Raw genomic sequence first — 20,499 nt, forward strand, 5'->3', positions numbered from 1 at the left:
GTGAGCGATGAACAAGGCGATCGATGAACAGTGCGAGGCCGCTTGCTCGGGTACGGAAGCGAACCTGGAGGCGCTGCGCGAGCAGCGTCTAGAGGAGCAAACGGCGACGGAGCTGGCCGATCTGTTCAAGGCGCTGGGCGATCCGACGCGAGTCAAGATGATCCATGCGCTGCTGGATCGCGAGCTGTGCGTGCACGATCTGTGCGAGGTGCTGGGCATGGCGCAATCCGCCGTGTCGCACCAGCTCCGCTATCTGCGCAACGTCAGGATCGTCAAGCGGCGCAAGGACGGCAAGACGGTCTATTACTCGCTCGACGACGAGCATGTCAAACAGATCTTCCTGCAGACGATGAGCCATTTGCTCCATGGATAATCGGTTTTAGCTCCTGCCTGCGGGCAGGAGTCTTTTTATGGGCTCGATAGTAGCAATAGTAGCATGAATTCATGCTCATATGTTAATGTAAAGGGTAGGAAGTACGAAGCTTTGTGAACATTTGGAAGGAGTGCATTATGAGTCGCACCAATACGCCCCCAAAATCCCGTGCATTAGTCATCATCACGGCGCTCGCCGTCATCATTGCAGTCGCCTGGTTCGTGATCGCCCAGTCCAATAGCAACAACGGCGCCGACTTCGTGAGAGCCGAGGAAGCCCCCTCAATCGAAGGACAGCCGGTCTATGGCGATCCCAGTGCCCAGGTAACGATCGTCGAATTCGGCGATTACAAGTGTCCTTCCTGCAAGGCGTGGGGCGAGAGCGTATGGCCCAAGCTGCTCGAGGACTATATCGAGAGCGGACAAGCCAACTTCTCGTATGTCAATGTGTTGTTCCACGGCGAGGAGTCGCTGCTCGGCGCTCTGGCGAGCGAGTCGGTCTGGCAGTCGAACCCGGAGCAGTTCTGGGCCTTCCACAAAAAGCTGTTCGACGAGCAGCCGGGAGCCGATCACGACAGCGAATGGATCACCGAGGCGAAGCTGCTGGAGGTGGCGGAGGCGACGGTGCCTGGCATCGATCCCAACCAATTAGCCGGTGACCTGAGCTCGACGGAGATGATCGCTCGCGTGGAGACCGATATGACGTTGGTGGACAGCTTCGATATCCGCCTGACGCCAACGGTGATGATCAATAACATTATTATCAGCAGCCCTTTTGACTACGAAGCGATCAAGACAGCCATCGAGCATGAGCTGAAGCAGTAGGAGGCAGGAGCATGAGAGCATACAATCTCTATCTAGCCTGGCTCGTCGCGCTGGTGGCGATGCTCGGCAGTCTATACTTCAGCGAGGTGCGCGGGTATATTCCTTGCGAGCTCTGTTGGTATCAGCGAATCCTGATGTACCCGCTGGCGCTCGTGCTGGGCATCGCCGCTTACAGCGACGATATCCGGCAGCGCCGTTACGTATTGCCGCTCTCGATCCTCGGCATGCTCGTATCCGTCTACCACTATCTGCATCAGAAGGTGCCGGGGCTGGCCGAGATCAAGCCCTGCGCGCAGGGCGTGCCGTGCAACACCCAGTACATCAACTGGCTGGGCTTCATTACAATTCCGTTCCTGGCGTTCGTAGCGTTCACGCTTATTACGGGATTGCTGCTGTTGCGTCGCAGATAGGGAGAGGGGAACAATTTTGCTGCTTAGAAGCTCAAAAGAGCTGGCATCCGTCGATTTTCATCGGCTAAGTGTCGCAAATGACCTTTAGAATTGGAGATCAGCCGATTCTGCCCGCTAAGCATCATATCTGACCGTTAGCGTAAGAAGGGCCGTCCGTTAAGGGAGGGCTCTTCTTTTGCTCTTCTGGGGATCACCCTAGCTATTGTCGCAACGCAAAGAAAAAGCTGGCTTTTTTGATGGGCACCGATTAGTATTCGAATAGGTGACCAATATTTCTATTCCAAATTGCCCGCATGCCTTCGCAAGCAGCAAAAATAACTTGGCTTGATCATCATCTGGCAGCTTCCGTCTGCGATTGACCGCTGCTTAACACGTACAGGAGGCATCATGTTTATCGTTGCGTCGCTTTTATTTATCGTCACCCTCGCTATCGTCATCTGGCAGCCCAAGGGGTTGAGCATCGGCTGGCCGGCCGCCGGCGGAGCGCTACTCGCGCTTGCGCTGGGGGTCGTCAGCTTCCAGGATGTGCAGGACGTCACCCTGATGGTCTGGAATGCCACCCTGACGTTCGTGGCGATTATTCTGATCTCGCTGATCCTCGACGAGATCGGCTTTTTTGAGTGGGCTGCGCTGCATATGGCCCGGCTGGCGCGCGGCAGCGGACGGCTCATGTTCGTCTATATCATCCTGCTCGGAGCTGTCGTCTCGGCGTTGTTCGCCAACGACGGGGCAGCGCTTATCCTGACGCCGATCGTACTGTCGATGGTGCGGGCGCTGCGGTTCGATATGCGAATGATCTTGCCGTTTGTCGTCGCCTGCGGCTTTATCGCCGATACGGCGTCGCTGCCGCTCGTCGTCAGCAATCTCGTCAATATCGTCTCCGCCGACTACTTCGGCATCGGCTTCCTGGAGTATGCCGGACGGATGGCGATTCCCAATGTATTCTCGATTCTGGCCAGCCTGGGCGTGCTCTACCTGCTGTTCCGCCGCAGCATCCCGGACGCCTACGATACGAGCGATCTTGAGCATCCGGCAGAAGCGATCAAGGATCGGCGGCTGTTCCGCCTCTCGTGGTACATCCTTGGCATCCTGCTCGTCGCGTACCTTGTGAGCGAGTTCGCGGGCATCCCGGTATCGATGGTCGCTATGCTGGTCGCGCTGCTGTTCATCGTCGCAGCCAAGGGCAGTCCTGCGGTCAACACGAGAGCGATCATGCGAGAGGCGCCATGGACGATCGTCGTCTTCTCCATCGGCATGTATGTCGTCGTCTACGGACTGCGCAACGTCGGACTGACCGATCAGCTCACCGGACTGCTCGATTGGCTGGCAGATCAGGGACTCTATGTCGCCACGATGGGGATGGGCTTCGTAGCTGCGATCCTCTCCTCCGTGATGAATAATCTGCCGACTGTCATGATAGGCGCATTAGCGATCCAGGGCAGCGGGACGGAGGGCGCGATTCGCGAGGCGCTGATCTATGCTAATGTCATCGGCTCGGATCTCGGGCCGAAGATTACGCCGATCGGCTCGCTGGCGACGCTGCTCTGGCTGCATGTGCTGGCGCGCAAGGGCGTCAAGATTACCTGGGGCTACTACTTCAAGGTCGGCTTGCTGTTGACCATACCGACCTTGGCGGTCACCCTGAGCAGTCTGTGGCTGTGGCTGCTGATTATACATTCCTGACAGAGTTTGTTTTGTCGCAGAGGTACGCTGGTCGAGAGTCGAGTACCGACGTCCGCGGAGGGAGCGCCATGCCTTCGCGGACGTTTTGGCGTGCGCGATAGCGCATTTGTGCAAAGGACAGTATCCAAAAGTGCATTGTGGGGAAAATAGTAGCTTGATATAATGCTAGCGAACGGTATGAGAATGATTATCAGTATCTATCAAACCGACGACACTATATGAATCAGGGGTGGACATCATCATGGCAACACGCAAACAGACGATGCTCGTCGCCGGCGCGCTGGCGCTGACGGTGCTGGCGAGCGCATGCGGCAATGGAGAAAAAGGGGCGGAGCCCGCAGCGCCAAAAACCAACGCCGAACAAGCGGCACAGACGGGAACCGAGACAACGAATCAGGGAAATGAAGCTGCATCCGAATACAAGACGATGGAGGATGAGTTCGGCGAGGTGAAGGTACCGGTCAATCCGCAGCGCATCGTGGGGTTATACCTCGAAGATTACCTGACGATGCTGGATGTCGACCCGGCTGTCCAGTGGTACCATCCGAGCTGGGGCAAGCAAGACTACCTGGCGCTTGACGCGCCCGAGTTCGACGCGACCAGCACGCCGGAGGCATGGCTGGAGCTGGCCCCGGATCTGATCCTTGCCGACGGCGCCTATGACGCGGAGAAATATGACACGCTCTCCAAGGTCGCCCCGATCTACCGGCTGCATGAGGAAAATCTGCTGGACCCCGAAGCGATCCTGAAGGAAATCGCCGACGTGCTCGGCATCCCGGACAAGGCGACGGAAGCGATCGAGACGTACAACAATACGATGGAGGAGACGAAGGAGAAGCTGCAAAGCGCGGTAGGCGATGAGACCGTGGCTGTCGTCCGGCTTAATGTAGGGGAGAAAACGCTGGCGCTGTTCGGCATCACCAATCGTTACATCGGCAATATCTACCATCAGATGGGACTGACGCCGCACCCGTGGGCGCGGGATATGGAGGAATATCACGAGGTGCTGTCCGAGGAGTCGATCGGCGACCTCGACGCCGACCATATTATCCTGTTCGTGTCCAACGGAGCCTGGGATGACCCGGCCAATCAGGAGTCAGTAGCCTCGCTCGAGAGCAACCCGATCTGGCAATCGCTGCCGGCGGTCAAGAACGGCAACGTGTATGTTATGGACCGCACGCATTGGCAATCCGGCGGAATGAAAGCCAATCTGATGAAGGCCGAGGATCTGCTAAAGGTCATGGCTCCTTAGGCAAATAGCGGCAGAGCTTGTCGCAGCAAACACAATCGATTACACTAGATGAATGAGAACGATTATCGTTGTGATCGGTTGGGGGTAGCATCCATGCGCGAAAGTATCGAGGAAGGACAACAAACAGCCCGATGGCAGTCGCTAAGCTGGTGGGGGATGACGGAGCTGCGACGCTGCGAGCTGCAGCCGGGCGAGCGATGCCAGTCGGTGGCGGTAGACAACAAGCGTGGCTATGAGCTGCTTGCGGTCTGCACAGGAGACGTGCAGTTGCAGGCCGCGACGCTATCGCTCGCCAAGCAGGAGCAATTGCAGTCACAGGCCGGGACACTCTCGCTGAGCGAGCTGGAGCTTACGGTCATCGCTTCCCCAGAGGAGTGGCGGCTTGAGGCGGGAGCCGCGGGAGCGACATGCTATCGGCTGCGCTTCATCCCGCTAATGGCACAGGGTGCTGAGGTGGCTAGTAACGAGACGGCTAATATCGAGATGGATGAAGACAGCGCGTTGCCTGGCTTCCTCCGCGAGCTCAGTTGCGCCATCCGCAGCAGCCAAGCACTGGCGCTGTTGAGCGAGTTGGAGCGGCTACGACTGTTGCCGGACTGGCGGTCCGCTTTGCAGGCGCAGCAGCATTTCTATGAGTTGCTGGAGCTAGTGGTCGCGCTAGGAGCCTCTGATCCGTCGGAGGGCGCCGACACGGCCCATCCTGCACAACGACTGCAGGCCGCGATCGACTATGCGCAACAGCATTATGATCGCGCGCCCTCGGTCGATGAGCTGGCCGCGTTAGCCGGGCTCGGGCGCAGCCACTTTACGCGGCTGTTCAAGGCGCAGACAGGCCAATCGCCGCTCGAATATATGAACGGGCTGCGCATCGAGCGCGCCAAGTCGCTCCTCTCGCAAGGGGATGAGCCGCTGGCGGCGGTCGCCGAGCAGAGCGGATTCAGCAGCGAGTATTATCTCGGGCGGCGCTTCAAGCAGCTCGTCGGCGTATCCCCCGGACAGTATCGGCGCAACACGACAGATCCGAGCCGCGTGTTCGCACCCTTCCTGGAGGACTATCTGGTCGCGCTTGGCCTCAGACCTTGCGCACAGATCGCCCATTCCAGGTGGGGGCGACAGGATTATCTGGGCTTGCAGGACATCGCAGAGTATACGCTCGACGAAGCACAGGAGCATCAGATGGAGAAACTGCAGCCCAGCTTTGTGCTGCTGGACGACGGCGCGCCGCGATGGGGGCTCGATGCCTGGACGCGACAGTCGCCTACGCTGCAGCTGCCGCAGCAGGGAGAGGCGTGGCGCTCGATCCTGCTGGCGATTGCCGACCAGTTCGGCAAGACCGTACAGGCCGAGCAGCTTATCGAGCATTATGAGACCAAGGCGCAGCGCGCGCGTCTCCTCCTCGAGCCGCGCCTCGACGGCCGGACGGTCGCCCTGCTGCGCATCTCTGCGCAGCGGCTCGTGCTGTACGGCGGCTCGGCTCATGGCTATGTCGGCCCGGTCCTTTACGGCGATCTAGGCTTGCAGCCGCATCCGATGATCGAGCGTCTCGCAGCCGCTGAGCGTCGGATCGATCTGACGCTCGATCAGCTGGCAGCGCTTGATGCCGATGTGCTGTTCATTACCTTCGACAAGGATGAGGGAGAGGGAAGAGAGCTGCTGTCCTCCCCTCTATGGCGCAGTCTGCCGGCTGTGCGCCGAGGCGCAGTGTATGAGGTGGACTTTTTCAGCTGGATGAACTACGGCGTGCTCGCCAATCATCGCAAGATCGACGATGTGCTGCGATTTTTGGCGTAAGAGCGTACAGGCTGCGGATATCGAATGACCCGTTGAAAAGACGGGTCTTTTTATTTTATAAATCCGTGTTATAATAGTAATCGTTACGAATAAATATCGAAAGGGGCAGTTGGGCAATTGGAAATTATCTCTACAAACGTATATGGCAGCTGATCCCCGTTATGCTCGGCATCAGCGTGCTAAGCTTCGGGCTGTTGCAGCTCATGCCCGGCGACCCGGCGGAGATTATGCTGCGCGCCGAAGGGACAAGGCCGACGCCGGAAGCGATAGCGGTCATGCGTCGCACCCTTGGTCTCGATCAGTCGCTGTTGGCGCAATACGGACATTGGCTGGGCCGTCTGATCCGGCTCGATCTCGGACTCTCGCTTCGGACAGGACGTCCCGTGGCGACAGAGCTGCTCGAACGCTTGCCGGCGACGGCCGAGCTCGCGGCCTATGCGATCATCCTGGCGCTGCTGGCGGCTCTGCCGATCGGCATCGGCTCCGCCTTGCGTCCTGGCGGGCTGCTCGATCGAGCGGGCCGGATCGGCTCGTTGCTCAGTGTCTCGATGCCGGCGTACGGGCTCGGATTGTTGCTGCTCTATTACGGCTCGGTGAAGCTGAGGCTATTTCCCGTCGTCGGAAGGGATGGTCTGACGGCGGTCCTGCTGCCCGCGCTCACGCTAGGCTGCGGCCTGGTCGGCGTCTACATCCGTCTGCTCCGAGCCAGTATGCTGGCGGAGCTGGACCAGCTGTACATCAAAGCGGCGCGGGCCAGAGGTCTGAGCGTATGGCAGGTGATCGTCGGTCATGCGCTGCGCAATGCTATCCTGCCCAGTCTGGCTCTGCTCGGCGTACAGATCGGCGGCTTGCTCGGCGGCTCGGTCATCGTCGAGAGCATCTTCTCCTGGCCGGGCGTCGGCATGTATGCCGTCGAGGCGATATTCGCCAAGGACTATCTCGCGATTCAGGGCTATGTCCTGATGATGGCGATCATCGTCGTCCTGGTCAATCTGGTCGTGGATGCGCTGCAGCTGCTGCTTGATCCAAGGCTTAGAACGAGCTGATCGTCAGAGAGGAGCGCATGCAAGTGATACGCAACACGATGAACAACACGTCCGGCGTCTGGCTGGGCGGCTCGATCCTCCTCCTTTATCTGCTGGCAGGGCTGCTCGCGCCCTGGCTGGCGCCGTCAGACCCGCTGCAGATCGAGCTGGCCAACAAGCTGGCTCCTCCATCCTGGAGCTATCCGCTCGGGACGGACGCGATGGGACGTTGTTTATTGTCCCGACTTATTTATGGCATCCGGCTCTCCGTCTTCTATACGTTGCTTGCGCTATTGCTCATCTTTGCCGTGAGCACCGCAGTAGGCTTGCTGTCGGGCTATATCGGCGGCAAGGTGGACCAGCTGCTGATGCGGGGCGCGGACATGATGCTTGCCTTTCCGAGTCTCATCCTGTCGCTGGCGATCTCGGCGCTGCTCGGTCCGGGACTGTCGCATCTGCTCCTGTCGGTAGCGCTCGTCTGGTGGGCGCCTTATGCTCGCGTCATACGCAGCATCGTCCAGCAGATCAGGACGAGCGACTATATCCTGGCCGCTCATGCTGTCGGCACATCCCATCTGGGTATCCTGATCCGTCATGTCTTGCCCAATGCGGCCCGGCCGATCCTGACGCTGGCTTCCATCGAGGCGGGTACGATCCTGCTCGCGATCTCGGGACTCTCGTTCCTCGGTCTTGGCGCGCAGCCGCCGACTCCGGAGTGGGGCGCGATGCTGAGCGACAGTCGGCCTTATCTGCAGACACAGCCTCAACTGCTGATCTATCCGGCGATCGCGATCATGCTGGCTGTCCTCGGCTTCAACCTGCTGGGCGAAGGCATGCGGGCAGCGCGCGGCGGAAGCGGCAGAGAGCGGACAAGGAGTTGATCATATCAAGGATATGAAGGAGTCGCAACATCTGTTGGAGATCGAGAGGCTGCGTATCGTCTTCGAGAGCAAATCGAACACCGTTTCGGCAGTCGAGGACGTCAGCCTCCATGTGCGGCCGCGCCAGATCGTAGCGCTCATCGGCGAGAGCGGCAGCGGCAAGAGCGTGACTGCCCAAGCTATCGTCGGCTTGCTCGATCGAGGCGGCCGGATCGATGGCGGCAGTCTCCGGCTCGCCGGGTACGACCTCGCAGGGTGCAACGCGAAGCAGCTGCGACAGCTGCGGGGGAGAGAGGCGGCGATGATCTTCCAGGACCCGCTGCATGCGCTGAATCCGCTGCTGACGATCGGCCATCAGCTCGTCGAGACGATCCGCAGACATCACCGCCAGACGTCCAGACGCGAGAGGAGAGCGCATGCGATGGAGCTGATGGCTCGCGTCGGACTGGAGGAGTCGCAACGGGTATATGAGAGCTATCCCTTCGAGCTGAGCGGCGGCATGTGTCAGCGCGTCATGATCGCGCTCGCGCTGGCCTCGAGAGCCAGGCTGCTGATCGCCGACGAGCCGACCACAGCGCTCGATACACTCGTCCAGGCTCAGATCCTCAGGGAGCTCTCACGACTCCGACGCGAGGACGGACTGGCGATCCTGCTTATCACGCACGACATCGGAGTCGTCGCCGAGCTGGCCGACTATGTGTATGTGATGAAGACTGGACGTATCGTCGAGTCAGGCGAGGTGCATCGCATCTTCCGATCCGCGACGCACCCCTATACACGCGAGCTGCTGTCGAGTCGCTGATCGGGCAGACCGGATACGGGGATCGGCTCACGATGTTCAGGTGTCGACAGGTTCGGCTACAGGAACAGACAGGAGGGAGGACGACATGAACTTATTGGAGTCGCGAGCGGTCGCCAAGATCTATCGTCCGCAGTCGGGCTGGCTGGCTCGCAAGGCCGATGGAACAGTCGCTGTGCGCGACGTCTCGCTGACGATCGGGGCAGGCGAGAGCATCGCATTGATCGGGGGCAGCGGCAGCGGCAAGAGCACGCTGGCGCGCTTGATGCTCGGTCTGGAACGACCCACCTCGGGCGCTGTGCGCTTCAAGGGCAAGGATCTGAGCGATCTGAGCAGCCTGGAGAAGCGAGCGATGCGGCGCGAGCTGCAGATGATATTCCAGAACAGCCTGGCGGCCTTCGATCCGCTCTTCACCGTGGAGCAGATCATCGCCGAGCCGCTGCGCAATTACGGGATGCGCGGGAGTGCGCTGCGCAGTCGCATCGGCGAGACGATGGAGCAGGTCGGACTGGATCGCGAGCTATCCGGGCGACTGCCCCGCGAACTTAGCGGAGGCCAACAGCAGCGGGTCGGGATCGCCAGAGCGATCGCCCTGCGTCCGCAGCTGATCCTGTGCGATGAGCCGCTATCCAGCCTCGATGCTGCGCATCGCAGGCAGGTGATAACGCTGCTCGAATCGCTGAAGCGACAGCTTGGCCTGGCCTATCTCTTCATCACGCATGATCTCAGCTCGATCGAACGGCTCTGCGATACGGTGTATGTGATGCACGAGGGATTACTCGTTGAGAAGCTGTCCGGGGAAGGCATGCTCCAGCAAGCGAAGCATCCGTACACCGTGCAGCTGCTGGAGGCGATCCCGATCCTCGAGCCGGGGCAGCGGGCGTCGCGGGCTTAACCCTACTATCAACCAGAAAAGAGGACATCATCGCGAATGAATAACCAAATGAACTTCCTTAACCCTAAAGCCTATCTCATCGTACTGGCGTTGTTGCTGCTCGTGCTGGGCGGCTGCAGCAAGGCAGCTACGAATACAGAGACAGTCGCAAACACAACAGATACCGCAGACGCGCCTAAAATGACATTAACGGTGGCCGTTGCTACCGATCCGGGCATAGATCAGCTGGACGCCGGCGGCTACGATGGCTCCATGCAGCTTCAACCGATGATCTACGACGGTCTGGTCGATTATGGACCGAAGGGCGAGATCCTGCCCTCGCTCGCCGAATCCTGGGACATATCGGAGGATGGCAAGGTCTACACCTTTCATCTGCGCGAGGGTGTGCTTTTTTCGGACGGCACGCCGTTCAACGCAGAGGTCGTTCGATTCTCCTTTGAACGATGGGTTCATGATCCCGCCAACTCGCTCCAGGTTGCGACTGCGCTGGAAGCGATCGAGACGCCGGATGAGCATACGGTCGTCCTTCGTTTTGACAAGGCCTATTATCCGTTCCTGACGGAGCTGGCATTCGCGCGACCGGTTCGGATGATCAGCCCAAGCGCCGTCGAGCCGGCAGGGGATAGCGCAGGGAGGTTCGTCGAGGCCATCGGCACAGGGCTCTGGATCGCCGAGAGCTATGAGCGCGACCGCGAGACCGTGCTCGTCCCCAATCCGCACTATTGGGGCAAGGCGCCTCATCTGGACCGGATCGTCCTCAAGGTCATCCCCGACAGCCAGTCCAGGGTGCTGGCGCTGCAGAGCGGCGAGGTCGACATCGTCGGCACCCAGCTCGGTCGTCTGCCCATCGAGAGTCTGCCGGTCATCGAGGCCGATGCGCAGCTAACCTTGCAGCGGACGGCCGGGACCAACTCCCACTTCGTCATCTTCAACGGGAGTCATCCGGCGTTGCAGCAGCTGCAGGTGAGGCAGGCGATTAATCTGGCCATCGACAAGAAGAGCATTGTCGATGATCTGATGGATGGGATCGGCAGCGAGGCGCAAGGGCTTTTCCCGCTCACCGTGCCCTATGTGACGGAGCAAAACCAACAGTGGTACAGCTATGATCCGGCAGCAGCTGCCAGCCTGCTCGCGGAGGCCGGGTACAACGATACGGATGGCGATGGGATTGTCGAGGCCGACGGCCAGCCGTTGACGCTCCGTCTCGTCCTGCAGCAGGCCGAGTTCCCCGAATGGAAGCCAATCGGCGAGCTGATCCAGCATGAGCTGGCCGCCATCGGCATCGATGCGCAGCTGCAGGTATTGGAACCGAATGCGTATTATGATACGCTGTGGACGACACGCGAATATGATATGATCCTCTACCGGACTTATGATGATGCTTATAATCCGCATGCCTTCCTGCAGTCGCTGTTCCATCATACCGCCGAGGCGCCCGCAGTGGCCTGGTCGGACAGCGAGCTGGAGTCGCTCATCCAGATGGCGCTCGCCACGACCGCGACCGACGACCGGCAGAAGGCGTATGACGCCATCTTCGCGCGGATGTACGAGGAGGCGATGTTCGCGGCCGTCTATTTCCCCGAGGAACTGGCTGCGATCCAACGCCATGTGGAGGGCTTCGCCTTTGGCGACGCGACCTTTAGCCCGATCCGCTGGGGCGAGCTGAAGCGAGGCGATCGCTAATGCTGCGGGAGATCGCCAGCTACTGGACAGCCAGCTCTGATGGCTACGACTAGGTCATCCGGTCGCAATTCCGCAGCCGCCGCACCGTGTCCTTCTGGGAAGGACTGCTCTCCAGGGCGTTGGGCGAGCGGCGGGGGCAGCGCGTGCTCGACGTCGGCACTGGCCCCGGATTCCTCTCGATCCTGCTGGCCAGGATAGGACATCGGCCGACGGCGGTGGATGCCTCGCCGGGGATGATCGAGCGGGCGGCATCCATCTTCAGGCAATACGGCTGCGAGGCGACAGCCTATCTCGCCGACGCAGAGGACCTGAGCAGCGAAGCCGATGGCAGCTATGACGCCGTCGTCTGCCGCGATGTCGTCTGGACCTTGCCCGATCCGCAGCGAGCCTATGCCGAGTGGCATCGGGTGCTGAAGCCCGGCGGCAAGCTCATCGTCTTCGATGGCAACTATCTATACCCGGCCGAGCGCAGACGATGCCATGCGCTCAGATACGCGCTATCGTGGCTGTTAATCCTGTTGACCGAGGGCCGGGTGCGGCGGCGAAGTCGCGACGACCGCGCGCTGTTGCAAGAGCTGCCTTTCACTCAAGTGATGCGGCCGGAGGCGGACGAGCAGGCGTTAAGGCTGGCCGGGTTCGGAGCGATCGCAGTGCAGAGAGATTACATCCCGCGCGGCGCCCTGCCGATGCATGATCTGAAGTACGGCTATCAGGACGAACAACGGTTCGAGATTATCGCCACAAAGGAGTGAGCCTAAATGATCAGACAGGAACAAGTGTCAACCTACTGGGAAGGCGAAGCAACGCTCTATAGCGAAGGCATCGCCGAGGAGCTCAAGAGCCCCCGCCGCCAGGCGTGGCTGGAGTTGATCGAGGCGCATGCGCCTGAGGGCCAATCGCTGCGCGTGCTCGATGTCGGCTGCGGCCCGGGGTTTTTCTCCGTCATCCTCGCTGCCGCCGGCCATCAGGTGACTGGCGCTGACTGTGCGGCCAATATGCTAGAGGAAGCCTCCGCTCATGCGAGCAGCGAAGGCGTAACGGTGGACTTCAAGCAGATGGACACCCATACGCTGGACTTGCCGGATGAGAGCTATGACCTCGTCGTCTGTCGCAATGTGACCTGGAGTCTCCCCGAGCCGGAGCGGGCATACCGCGAGTGGATGCGCGTGCTGAGGCCGGGCGGTCGACTCCTGATCTTCGATGCCAACTGGAACTGGCCGCTCTGGCACGAAGAGACGCAGCGGCAGCATCAACAAGCGCTTGCGGAGTACCGGGCGCGCGGTTGGGGCGAGCCGCCACACCACGCCGACCGCGAGGAGACGGATCGACTCGGTCTGCTGCTTCCGCTTACCCGGCAGCATCGTCCGGCCTGGGACGAGCAGGTGTTGAGCGAGCTTGGCTTCGTACAGATTGCGAGCGAGCTTGATCTGGGTGAACGGGTCCTCGATGAGAGGCGACAGCTGCTCAGCCGTTGCACGCCGATGTTCCTCATCCGAGCAGAGAGGTGAACCGAGATGATCCTGTGGATCAACGGCGCATTTGGCTCAGGCAAAACGTCGACAGCCTATGAATTGCGTCGCAGACTGCCAGACGCCTATGTTTACGACCCGGAGAATGTCGGTTATTTCATCGGCAGCAATATACCGCCGTCGATCCGCCGATCCGACTTCCAGGACTATCCGGAGTGGCGTCGCTTCAATCACGACATGCTGACCCTGCTAGCCAGCGAGTACAAGGGTACGATCATCGTACCGATGACGGTCACGCGGCCGGACTACTATGCCGAGATGACGGAGGGGGTGAACCAGCTAGGCTCGCCTCCCAGACACTTCATCCTGTACGCCAGCAAGCAGACGCTGCAGCGCAGGCTGACCAAACGGCTGGAGCGGAAGGATGCGTGGGCGAGAGCGCAGATTGACCGGTGCATCCATGCATTCGATCATGAGCTGGACGGGGAGAAGCTTGAGACGGACGACTTGAACATTGATCAGGTCGTCGCTACACTGGCCAGCCGCAGCGGCCTGACGCTGCTGCCAGATCGGCGCAGCCGTCTGCGGCGGAGCGTGGACCGGCTGATCGTCTCGCTTCAGCATATCCGGGGCAAATAGCGGGCAGGCTATGACAGGTTAACAACTGCACGCCAGATATGTATATACTTGCTTGCGGCAAACTTGTTGACAATTCCACCCGAAGTAACTATACTGGTTACAACAGGGTGGTGATGCAGCATGAAGCAGATCAGTACGCGATTTTCGATCGCAGTCCATACGTTGTCGCTGATCTCGGTGAGTCCGGGCGAATGCACGGGCGACTATATCGCGAGCAGCGTCAATACCAATCCTGTCGTCATCCGCCGCATTATGGGCATGCTGAAGAAGGCCGGGCTGGTAGAGGTTCGGGCCGGCGTCGGAGGCGCATCGCTGTTGAAGGACCCCGCCGAGGTGACGCTGCTCGATGTATACCGCGCCGTTCATGTCGCGGACGAGCACCGATTGTTCCGTATTCACGAGCAGTCCAATATCAAGTGTCCGGTAGGACGTAATATCGAGCAGGTGCTGCAGCGGGAGCTGGAAGCCGCGCAGATTGCGATGGAGCGTCGTCTGGCAGAGACGTCGCTGGCACAAGTCATTCATCAACTTCAATAAAAGCTCAATTTGGCTTTAGGCCAACGAGCTTTTATCATATGCCCTCGTTGTAACTATGTAAGTTATAACATTGGCGGTAACAACAAAAATCCGAGGAGGAATTATCGATGAAAATTTTGGTGACAGGCGCGACAGGACAATTGGGCGGCAAGGTCGTCGAGGCGCTGCTCTCGAAGGTGCCAGCAGAGGGGCTCGCAGTCAGTGTGCGTACCCCGGAGAAAGCAGAGCATCTGCGTGCGCGCGGCATCGACGTCCGGCAAGGCGACTTTGATCAGCCGGAATCGCTCGACAAAGCGTTCGCAGGCATCGACCGCATCCTCATCATCTCGGCTGATGGCGACAACGAGACGCGCATCCGTCAGCATACGCAAACGGTGGAGGCTGCTGTCCGCGCCAATGTCAAGCTGATTGCCTATACGAGCCTGGCTAACGCCGCCGAGAGCGCTAATCTGATGGCTCCTCCGCATCAGGCGACCGAGCGCGCTATCCTCGAGAGCGGCACGCCTTATACAATCCTCCGCAACAACTGGTACCTCGAAAATGAGCTGGGCGCAATCAACGCTGTGCTCGCCGGAGCGCCTTGGGTGACCTCTGCTGGCGACGGCAAGACTGGTTGGGCGCTTCGTCAGGACTATGCCGAAGCCGCTGCCGCAGTGCTGACCGGCGAAGGCCATGAGAACCGCATCTATGAGCTGTCCGGACCGTTGCTGACGCAGGCGGAGCTGGCAGCCGAGCTTGGCCAGGTGATCGGCAAGGAGGTCGCCGTTCAACAAGTAAGCGACGAGGCTTATGGAGAGATCATGAAGCAGGCTGGCGTACCGGAGTTCGCGCTGCCGATCGTTGTAGGCATCCAACAGAACATTCGCGAGGGCACGCTTGCCGTCGAAAGCAACGACTTCGAGCAGGTGCTGGGTCGTCCAGTGACGCCGATCCGCGAGGCGCTTCGTCAATTGATTGGCGAGTAAGTAATATAGATTCGTACGGACTTGAAGTAAGGAGCAGCCAGGGCTGTGACAAGGGAAGACCTTGTCCAGTCTTGGCTGCTTTTTTCTGTTGCTAAGTAGCCACGTTCAGCGGGTGCTAAGGAAACGAGTGCTAAGGAACATTCATCACCTTATTTCTCTCTTATTGATAGCTTTCGAGGGTCGAGGGAACATGAGTAACCTTATGTGTGACAAAACAAGAAAAACGGAGGTGAATGAGCCGAATAAGGTTACCTATGTTCCCGAAGACGGCCAAAACCATGATATGAGGCCAAATAGCGTTCCCTATGTTCCTTTGGCGTGGGGCCATTACGGGAGCACAATTCACAGCTTGACAATTATCTTAAAATCATATATCTTTAATTTAAGATAAATAACAGCCCAGGAGGCGCATCCAACATGGAATTCACTGACGTAGTTCGCAACCGACGTTCCGCCGCAAAATTTATTCCGGATACCCCTATCCGTCAACAAGAGCTCGATGAAATGTTCCAGCTCGTGAAGTTCGCGCCATCCGCGTTTAATCTGCAGCATGCGAAATATGTGGTCGTCACCGAGCCGCAAGCACGGGAGCGCGTCTACGAGGCAGCGAATCGGCAGCATAAGGTGAAGACGGCCTCGGCGGCGATCCTCGTCCTGGGCGATACGAGAGCTTACGAGGATGCAGCCCAGATCAATGAAGGACTACTACATCTGGGCATCCTGAATAAACAGGAGTACGACCTGACGGTCGAGTCGGTCACAGGCTTCTACCTCGAGCGCGGCGAGACGTTCATGCGCGAGGAAGCGATCCGCAATGCCAGCCTGTCGGCGATGCTGTTCATGATGATCGCCAAGGACAAGGGCTGGGATACATGCCCGATCATCGGATTCGATGCGGACAAGATGCGCGAGGCATTGCAGGTGCCTGAGCATCTCGTGCCAGCCTTGCTGATCGCGATAGGGAAGGAAGACACGAACGGCGGACGACCGCGCGGCTATCGCAAGCCGGTTGGCGAATTTGTGATCCACAACGGATTCTGAGGAACAGCGTGCTTACGAACGAGCTTACTATAGAACAGGAGAGATAACCTATGACTATGCATACAGACGGTATTCATCATATTACGGCTTTCGCCCGCGATCCGCAGGGCAATGTAGATTTTTACGCGGGCATACTGGGCTTGCGGCTCGTTAAACGGACGATCAACTTCGACGCCCCCGAGGTGTACCACCTGTACTTCGGCGACGAGGACGGCAGTCCCGGTACGATCATTACCTTCTTCCCGTGGCCGGACTCTCGCAAGGGCGGGATCGGCGGCGGCCAGGTCGGGATTACGACGTACGCGGTGCCGATCGGCGCGCTGAGCTTCTGGGAGGAGCGGCTCCGCCGCTACGAGATCCCGGTCATGAAGGCGGAACGGTTCGGCGAGTCGTACCTGCAATTTTCCGACAACGAGGGACTGCGTCTGGAGCTGGTGGAGCGCGCCGAGGGCGAGCCGAGCCGCCGCTCGTTCGCCGGCATCCCGCCGGAGATGGCGATCAAGGGCTTTGGCGGGGCCGTGCTGTTCAGTACGCAAGCCGCCAAGACGATGGAGACACTCGAGCAGATCTTCGGCATGAGCCGGATCGGCACAGAGCAGGGCTATACCCGGTTCCGCGCGGGCGGGACGATCGGCCAACTGATCGACGTGCCGGACCATGATATCGAGTGGGGCGCGGGCGGCGCAGGCACGGTCCATCACATCGCCTGGCGAGCCCGGAGTTACGAGGAGCATCAGCAGTGGCAGGCCGAGGTGCAGCGGCATGGCTTCCAGCCGACGCAGATCATCGATCGTCAGTATTTCAACGCGATCTACTTCCGCGAATCAGGCGGCATCCTGTTCGAGATCGCGACCGATCCGCCAGGCTTTGCGCATGACGAGTCCGCGGAGACGATGGGGGAGAAGCTGATGCTGCCCTCCTGGTTCGAGCCGGCGCGCGCGCAGATCGAGGCCAATCTGCTGCCGATCGAGGTGCGAGTGCCCGAGGAGCCCCGGTCGTGACCGGGGCCGAGCAGGAGCTGGCGCTCAAGCTGTTCGTCGTCCTCTCCAAGGCGCACGGCGCGATCATGGATCGGGCGATCAAGGATATGAAGAGCTACGGCGTCTCCTCGACGGAGTTTATGATCCTCGAGCTGCTCTATCACAAGGGCGCGCTGCCGCTCCAGCAGATCGGCGACAAGGTGCTGATCACGAGCGGCAGCATCACCTACAACATCGACAAGCTGGAGAAGAAGGGCTTGCTGCGGCGCGTCCCGTGCGCGGACGATCGGCGCGTCACCTTCGCCGAGATGACGGATGAGGGACGGGCATGGATGGACGATATCTTCCCGCGCCATGCGCTGGCCATTACCGAGTCGATGCAAGGTCTGTCCGAGGCGGAGCAGCAGCAAACGGTGACGCTGCTCAAGCAGCTGGGGCTGCATGCGTCGGAGAGCTGATAGCAGGTCGAGTCGAGCGAGGTCGATGACGCAGGAGCGCGCAGAGGCTGGCGCAAGGCTAGATGAGGCATAAGTCCTTCTGTCTAGGTTGCTTGCTACTGGCTCCGCGACCCCGAACGCCATCGACAGCGATGACGCGTTCAGGGGGCGCGGAGCTTGCTGCGGTATTCGGTTGGCGTGAGGCGATGCCATTTTTTGAATTGCAGGATGAAGTGATTGTAGTTGTGAAATCCGACCTCGTACGCGACCTCGGAGGCCGTCAGGTCCGTATGCTCGAGGAAGAGCGTCGCCTGGCGGATCCGCATCCGGTTGAGCGCGTCGATGATGGAGAGGCCGACGGCTTCCTTGAACATATGGGACAAGCGCGACGGCGACAAGCCGATATGTCGGGCCATCGTCTCGATCCGGATCGGCTCGCGCATATGCTCGGACAGATAATGCAGCGCCTCCTCGATCCGCGGGTCGTACCGGTGGCGTCGACGCTGGGCGAGCAGCATCAGAATCTCGCGGAGCGCCCCCAGGCTGAGCTCCTGCCAATAGTCGCCGCGCTCGCGCTGATCGGCGATGATGCTGCGCATCGCCCGGTATACGCGCTTGCGCACCGGACCTTTCTCCAGGGACTGCACCGTCAATGGCTCGGCCGGGAGCAGACTTTCCTCCAGCCGTCGGGCCGAGAAGTGCGCCCATACGAGCTGCCACGTCTCGCCCTTGACCGTCCCGTAGCGCTGCGGCGTCCCTGGTCGCAGCAGGACGACATCGCCGCTTTCGCAGTGCAGCCTGCCGCCCTCCGGACCTTCGAAGTATCCTCGACCGCTCACTGTATAGACGAGCAGCCAGTCTTCCCGACCTTGCGGACGCTCTGTCGCATAACTGTCATCCTCATAGAAATGTCCGGCAATCACCACCCCGTAAGCCGAACGCTGCTGCGCTTCGTCCTCCGGTGCGGTGCTCCATATCCGCTGATCCATCCTCCACACCTCCACCGTTCATGCTCCTATCAGCATAGCCGACAATACCGCATTACGCCAGACACGATAGCAGGATTGTGTGAATCATTAGCATGATTGTTACTGTCCTCTCCCTTGCCGTAGCTCTATACTGAAGCCATATCACAGGAGAGGGGCAACAAGATGGCGTATCAACCGATAACGCTTACAGCCGCGCAAAAGCATCAATTCGAAACCGAAGGCTATCTGATCGTCAAGGGGCTGTTCAGCGAGGAGCAACTCGAGGAGATTCGCACAGTCTTCGCAGCGATCGGCGAGCGGACGATCCCCGGACATTTCGAGCCGGAGCTGCAAGGAGATAGCGGCGACCCGCTGCGGCGTTATCCGCGCGTCATGCATCCGCATCGCTTCGACGAGGCGGCCAAGCGCTATATGCTGCATCCGCCGGTGCTAGAGGCGCTGGGGGACCTATACGAGGAGGAGGCGCTGGCCGCTCAGAGCATGTTCTACTACAAGCCGCCGGGCTCGCGAGGGCAGGCGCTGCACCAGGACAACTTCTATCTGAAGGTCGAGCCGGGCAACTGCATCGCCGCCTGGACGGCGATCGACCCGGCCGACGAGGACAATGGCGGGCTGCTGGTCGTGCCGAAGACGCATGATTACGAGATCGTCTGCCCCGATTATGCCGACGCCAAGGAATCGTTCACGACCCATTACGTCAAGCCGCCCAAGGATCGCAAGGCCGTACCGGTCGTCATGGAGGCGGGCGATGTGCTGTTCTTCAACGGCAATCTGATCCACGGCTCCTATCGCAACCGGACGAAGGACCGGTTCCGGCGGGCGTTCATCTGCCACTACGCCAACGCGTCGGCGATGCAGATCAGCTCGCATTACCAGCCGCTTTACCGGGGCGACGGCTCTGAAGTAACGCTGGCTAACAATCCGGACGGAGGGCCATGCGGTGTCGAGTTCGAGCCTCTCTATCCGCACTGATCCGGGCAAGCCCCGGCTCAGCGTGCAGATGTCCTGGTGGGCGATGAGCGGACTCGGCGAGCCTGAGCATCCCGATACGCTCGAGCGCCGCTTCGAGAGGATCGCCGGAGCCGGCTTCGACGGGATCAACGGCTTCCTGCCGCCTCCCGAGGAGGCAGAGCAGTGGGATCGCCTGCTGGATCGCTACGAGCTCTGTCTCAGTGTCAACAGCTACCCGCGCACGGCGGCAGAGCTTGCGGCAGATCTGGATCGCGCCCGCAGCTATGGGCGGATCGAGCATGTCAACGTGCAAGTGATGCGCCCCTTCGTCACGGACGAGGCAGCGGTAGCGCTGCTGCGGGAGCTGTGCGAAAGCTCGTGGCGGGCCGGTGTCCCCGCCTACATCGAGACGCATCGCGGCACGATCACCCAGGATCTGATCCGCACCGCCGCGTATGTCGAGGCAGTCGAGTCGCTGCGCCTGACGATCGATCTGTCCCACTATGTCGTAGCAGGCGAGCTGCTGCGCGAGTCCGAGGAGGCCGAGCAGCGGATCGATCGTCTGCTCGACCGGACGGCGGCGATCCATGGACGGATCTCGAATGGCCAGCAGATCCAGGACGATCTGTCCCCGGACGGCGAGCATCCGATGCTGCCGCACTTTCTACGGTGGTGGGAGACGGGGATGCGGCGATGGCTGGCGAGCGCTCTTGGCGCGCGCAGCCCGCAGGGCACGGGGGAGGGTGCCGCCAGCATGACGGCGATTGGAATGCGCGATGCGGTGCTGCCGTTCATCTGCGAGCTGGGCCCGCCGCCGTATGCGATGACCGTGCGAGAGGCTGACGGCGCGATCCGCGAGCTCGGCGACCGGTGGC

General features: G+C 60.2%; 22 protein-coding genes. 21 read left to right on the forward strand and 1 reads right to left on the reverse strand.

Annotated features, from left to right (window positions below; all coding sequences use genetic code 11):
- The first annotated feature begins 7 nt into the window (after positions 1–7).
- The 19 genes from PA598K_RS02095 (at position 8) to PA598K_RS02185 (ending at position 17,705) form a co-directional block, all read left to right on the forward strand.
- A complete protein-coding gene (locus tag PA598K_RS02095) occupies positions 8–373 on the forward strand; it encodes an ArsR/SmtB family transcription factor (protein WP_128655255.1) in 366 nt (121 codons plus the stop codon).
- Between the two features lie 137 nt (positions 374–510).
- Positions 511–1,197: a DsbA family protein gene (locus tag PA598K_RS02100; RefSeq protein WP_128655256.1), complete on the forward strand. Its 687-nt coding sequence runs from the start codon at positions 511–513 to the stop codon at positions 1,195–1,197.
- Between the two features lie 11 nt (positions 1,198–1,208).
- A complete protein-coding gene (locus PA598K_RS02105; protein WP_128655257.1) occupies positions 1,209–1,607 on the forward strand; it encodes a disulfide oxidoreductase in 399 nt (132 codons plus the stop codon).
- A gap of 354 nt (positions 1,608–1,961) precedes the next feature.
- On the forward strand, positions 1,962–3,290 hold the full coding sequence (locus tag PA598K_RS02110) for an arsenic transporter (protein ID WP_260405229.1): 1,329 nt from the start codon (positions 1,962–1,964) through the stop codon (positions 3,288–3,290).
- Positions 3,291–3,531: 241 nt separating this feature from the next.
- Positions 3,532–4,542, forward strand: a complete 1,011-nt coding sequence (locus PA598K_RS02115) for an ABC transporter substrate-binding protein (RefSeq protein ID WP_260405223.1) — start codon at positions 3,532–3,534, stop codon at positions 4,540–4,542.
- Positions 4,543–4,635: 93 nt separating this feature from the next.
- Entirely contained in the window at positions 4,636–6,333 is a 1,698-nt protein-coding gene (locus tag PA598K_RS02120) for an AraC family transcriptional regulator (RefSeq protein ID WP_185601442.1), read from the forward strand.
- A 116-nt stretch (positions 6,334–6,449) separates the two neighbouring features.
- Positions 6,450–7,379: a nickel ABC transporter permease gene (gene nikB / locus PA598K_RS02125; RefSeq protein ID WP_185601453.1), complete on the forward strand. Its 930-nt coding sequence runs from the start codon at positions 6,450–6,452 to the stop codon at positions 7,377–7,379.
- Positions 7,380–7,402: 23 nt separating this feature from the next.
- The gene (nikC, locus tag PA598K_RS02130; RefSeq protein ID WP_376739029.1) at positions 7,403–8,239 is read left to right on the forward strand and encodes a nickel transporter permease; all 837 of its coding nucleotides are present in this window, start codon (positions 7,403–7,405) and stop codon (positions 8,237–8,239) included.
- Between the two features lie 34 nt (positions 8,240–8,273).
- Positions 8,274–9,041, forward strand: coding sequence for an ABC transporter ATP-binding protein (locus PA598K_RS02135; RefSeq protein WP_260405224.1), 768 nt, complete (start codon positions 8,274–8,276; stop codon positions 9,039–9,041).
- Between the two features lie 85 nt (positions 9,042–9,126).
- The gene (locus PA598K_RS02140; protein ID WP_128655261.1) at positions 9,127–9,933 is read left to right on the forward strand and encodes an ATP-binding cassette domain-containing protein; all 807 of its coding nucleotides are present in this window, start codon (positions 9,127–9,129) and stop codon (positions 9,931–9,933) included.
- 36 nt (positions 9,934–9,969) lie between these two features.
- Positions 9,970–11,616, forward strand: coding sequence for an ABC transporter substrate-binding protein (locus PA598K_RS02145; protein WP_128655262.1), 1,647 nt, complete (start codon positions 9,970–9,972; stop codon positions 11,614–11,616).
- A gap of 86 nt (positions 11,617–11,702) precedes the next feature.
- A complete protein-coding gene (locus tag PA598K_RS02150) occupies positions 11,703–12,368 on the forward strand; it encodes a class I SAM-dependent methyltransferase (RefSeq protein ID WP_260405225.1) in 666 nt (221 codons plus the stop codon).
- 6 nt (positions 12,369–12,374) lie between these two features.
- Positions 12,375–13,124: a class I SAM-dependent methyltransferase gene (locus tag PA598K_RS02155; RefSeq protein WP_128655263.1), complete on the forward strand. Its 750-nt coding sequence runs from the start codon at positions 12,375–12,377 to the stop codon at positions 13,122–13,124.
- 6 nt (positions 13,125–13,130) lie between these two features.
- On the forward strand, positions 13,131–13,724 hold the full coding sequence (locus PA598K_RS02160; protein ID WP_128655264.1) for an AAA family ATPase: 594 nt from the start codon (positions 13,131–13,133) through the stop codon (positions 13,722–13,724).
- A 120-nt stretch (positions 13,725–13,844) separates the two neighbouring features.
- On the forward strand, positions 13,845–14,261 hold the full coding sequence (locus PA598K_RS02165) for an Rrf2 family transcriptional regulator (protein ID WP_128655265.1): 417 nt from the start codon (positions 13,845–13,847) through the stop codon (positions 14,259–14,261).
- A gap of 107 nt (positions 14,262–14,368) precedes the next feature.
- Entirely contained in the window at positions 14,369–15,226 is an 858-nt protein-coding gene (locus PA598K_RS02170; protein ID WP_128655266.1) for an SDR family oxidoreductase, read from the forward strand.
- Between the two features lie 417 nt (positions 15,227–15,643).
- Positions 15,644–16,267, forward strand: a complete 624-nt coding sequence (locus tag PA598K_RS02175; RefSeq protein ID WP_128655267.1) for a nitroreductase family protein — start codon at positions 15,644–15,646, stop codon at positions 16,265–16,267.
- 50 nt (positions 16,268–16,317) lie between these two features.
- Positions 16,318–17,268, forward strand: coding sequence for a ring-cleaving dioxygenase (locus PA598K_RS02180; protein WP_128655268.1), 951 nt, complete (start codon positions 16,318–16,320; stop codon positions 17,266–17,268).
- A gap of 65 nt (positions 17,269–17,333) precedes the next feature.
- Positions 17,334–17,705: a MarR family winged helix-turn-helix transcriptional regulator gene (locus PA598K_RS02185; RefSeq protein WP_128655297.1), complete on the forward strand. Its 372-nt coding sequence runs from the start codon at positions 17,334–17,336 to the stop codon at positions 17,703–17,705.
- A 140-nt stretch (positions 17,706–17,845) separates the two neighbouring features.
- On the opposite strand, the gene PA598K_RS02190 is transcribed toward PA598K_RS02185, so the two are convergent.
- Positions 17,846–18,673 carry a helix-turn-helix domain-containing protein gene (locus PA598K_RS02190; RefSeq protein WP_128655269.1) on the reverse strand — a complete coding sequence of 276 codons (828 nt, stop codon included), beginning with the start codon at positions 18,671–18,673 and terminating at the stop codon, positions 17,846–17,848.
- A gap of 162 nt (positions 18,674–18,835) precedes the next feature.
- Here PA598K_RS02190 and PA598K_RS02195 point away from each other — a divergent pair, with 162 nt between their 5' ends.
- Complete coding sequence (locus PA598K_RS02195) at positions 18,836–19,645, forward strand: phytanoyl-CoA dioxygenase family protein (RefSeq protein WP_128655270.1); 810 nt, start codon at positions 18,836–18,838, stop codon at positions 19,643–19,645.
- Positions 19,614–20,499 (forward strand): sugar phosphate isomerase/epimerase family protein (locus PA598K_RS02200; RefSeq protein ID WP_260405226.1); only part of this gene is annotated, 886 nt, incomplete at its 3' end. The genes PA598K_RS02195 and PA598K_RS02200, both read left to right, overlap by 32 nt.

It is taken from the genome of Paenibacillus sp. 598K (assembly GCF_003851045.1).
In the GTDB taxonomy this organism is placed as follows: Bacteria; Bacillota; Bacilli; order Paenibacillales; family Paenibacillaceae; genus Paenibacillus_D.

Excerpts from the sequence above, each read along its gene's own strand:
- PA598K_RS02095 (WP_128655255.1), top strand. The coding sequence starts at position 8 with ATGAACAAGGCGATCGATGAACAGTGCGAGGCCGCTTGCTCGGGTACG.
- PA598K_RS02100 (WP_128655256.1), top strand. The coding sequence starts at position 511 with ATGAGTCGCACCAATACGCCCCCAAAATCCCGTGCATTAGTCATCATC.
- PA598K_RS02105 (WP_128655257.1), top strand. The coding sequence starts at position 1,209 with ATGAGAGCATACAATCTCTATCTAGCCTGGCTCGTCGCGCTGGTGGCG.
- PA598K_RS02115 (WP_260405223.1), top strand. The coding sequence starts at position 3,532 with ATGGCAACACGCAAACAGACGATGCTCGTCGCCGGCGCGCTGGCGCTG.
- PA598K_RS02120 (WP_185601442.1), top strand. The coding sequence starts at position 4,636 with ATGCGCGAAAGTATCGAGGAAGGACAACAAACAGCCCGATGGCAGTCG.
- PA598K_RS02140 (WP_128655261.1), top strand. The coding sequence starts at position 9,127 with ATGAACTTATTGGAGTCGCGAGCGGTCGCCAAGATCTATCGTCCGCAG.
- PA598K_RS02145 (WP_128655262.1), top strand. The coding sequence starts at position 9,970 with ATGAATAACCAAATGAACTTCCTTAACCCTAAAGCCTATCTCATCGTA.
- PA598K_RS02155 (WP_128655263.1), top strand. The coding sequence starts at position 12,375 with ATGATCAGACAGGAACAAGTGTCAACCTACTGGGAAGGCGAAGCAACG.
- PA598K_RS02160 (WP_128655264.1), top strand. The coding sequence starts at position 13,131 with ATGATCCTGTGGATCAACGGCGCATTTGGCTCAGGCAAAACGTCGACA.
- PA598K_RS02165 (WP_128655265.1), top strand. The coding sequence starts at position 13,845 with ATGAAGCAGATCAGTACGCGATTTTCGATCGCAGTCCATACGTTGTCG.
- PA598K_RS02170 (WP_128655266.1), top strand. The coding sequence starts at position 14,369 with ATGAAAATTTTGGTGACAGGCGCGACAGGACAATTGGGCGGCAAGGTC.
- PA598K_RS02175 (WP_128655267.1), top strand. The coding sequence starts at position 15,644 with ATGGAATTCACTGACGTAGTTCGCAACCGACGTTCCGCCGCAAAATTT.
- PA598K_RS02180 (WP_128655268.1), top strand. The coding sequence starts at position 16,318 with ATGACTATGCATACAGACGGTATTCATCATATTACGGCTTTCGCCCGC.
- PA598K_RS02185 (WP_128655297.1), top strand. The coding sequence starts at position 17,334 with ATGGATCGGGCGATCAAGGATATGAAGAGCTACGGCGTCTCCTCGACG.
- PA598K_RS02190 (WP_128655269.1), bottom strand. The coding sequence starts at position 18,673 with ATGGATCAGCGGATATGGAGCACCGCACCGGAGGACGAAGCGCAGCAG.
- PA598K_RS02195 (WP_128655270.1), top strand. The coding sequence starts at position 18,836 with ATGGCGTATCAACCGATAACGCTTACAGCCGCGCAAAAGCATCAATTC.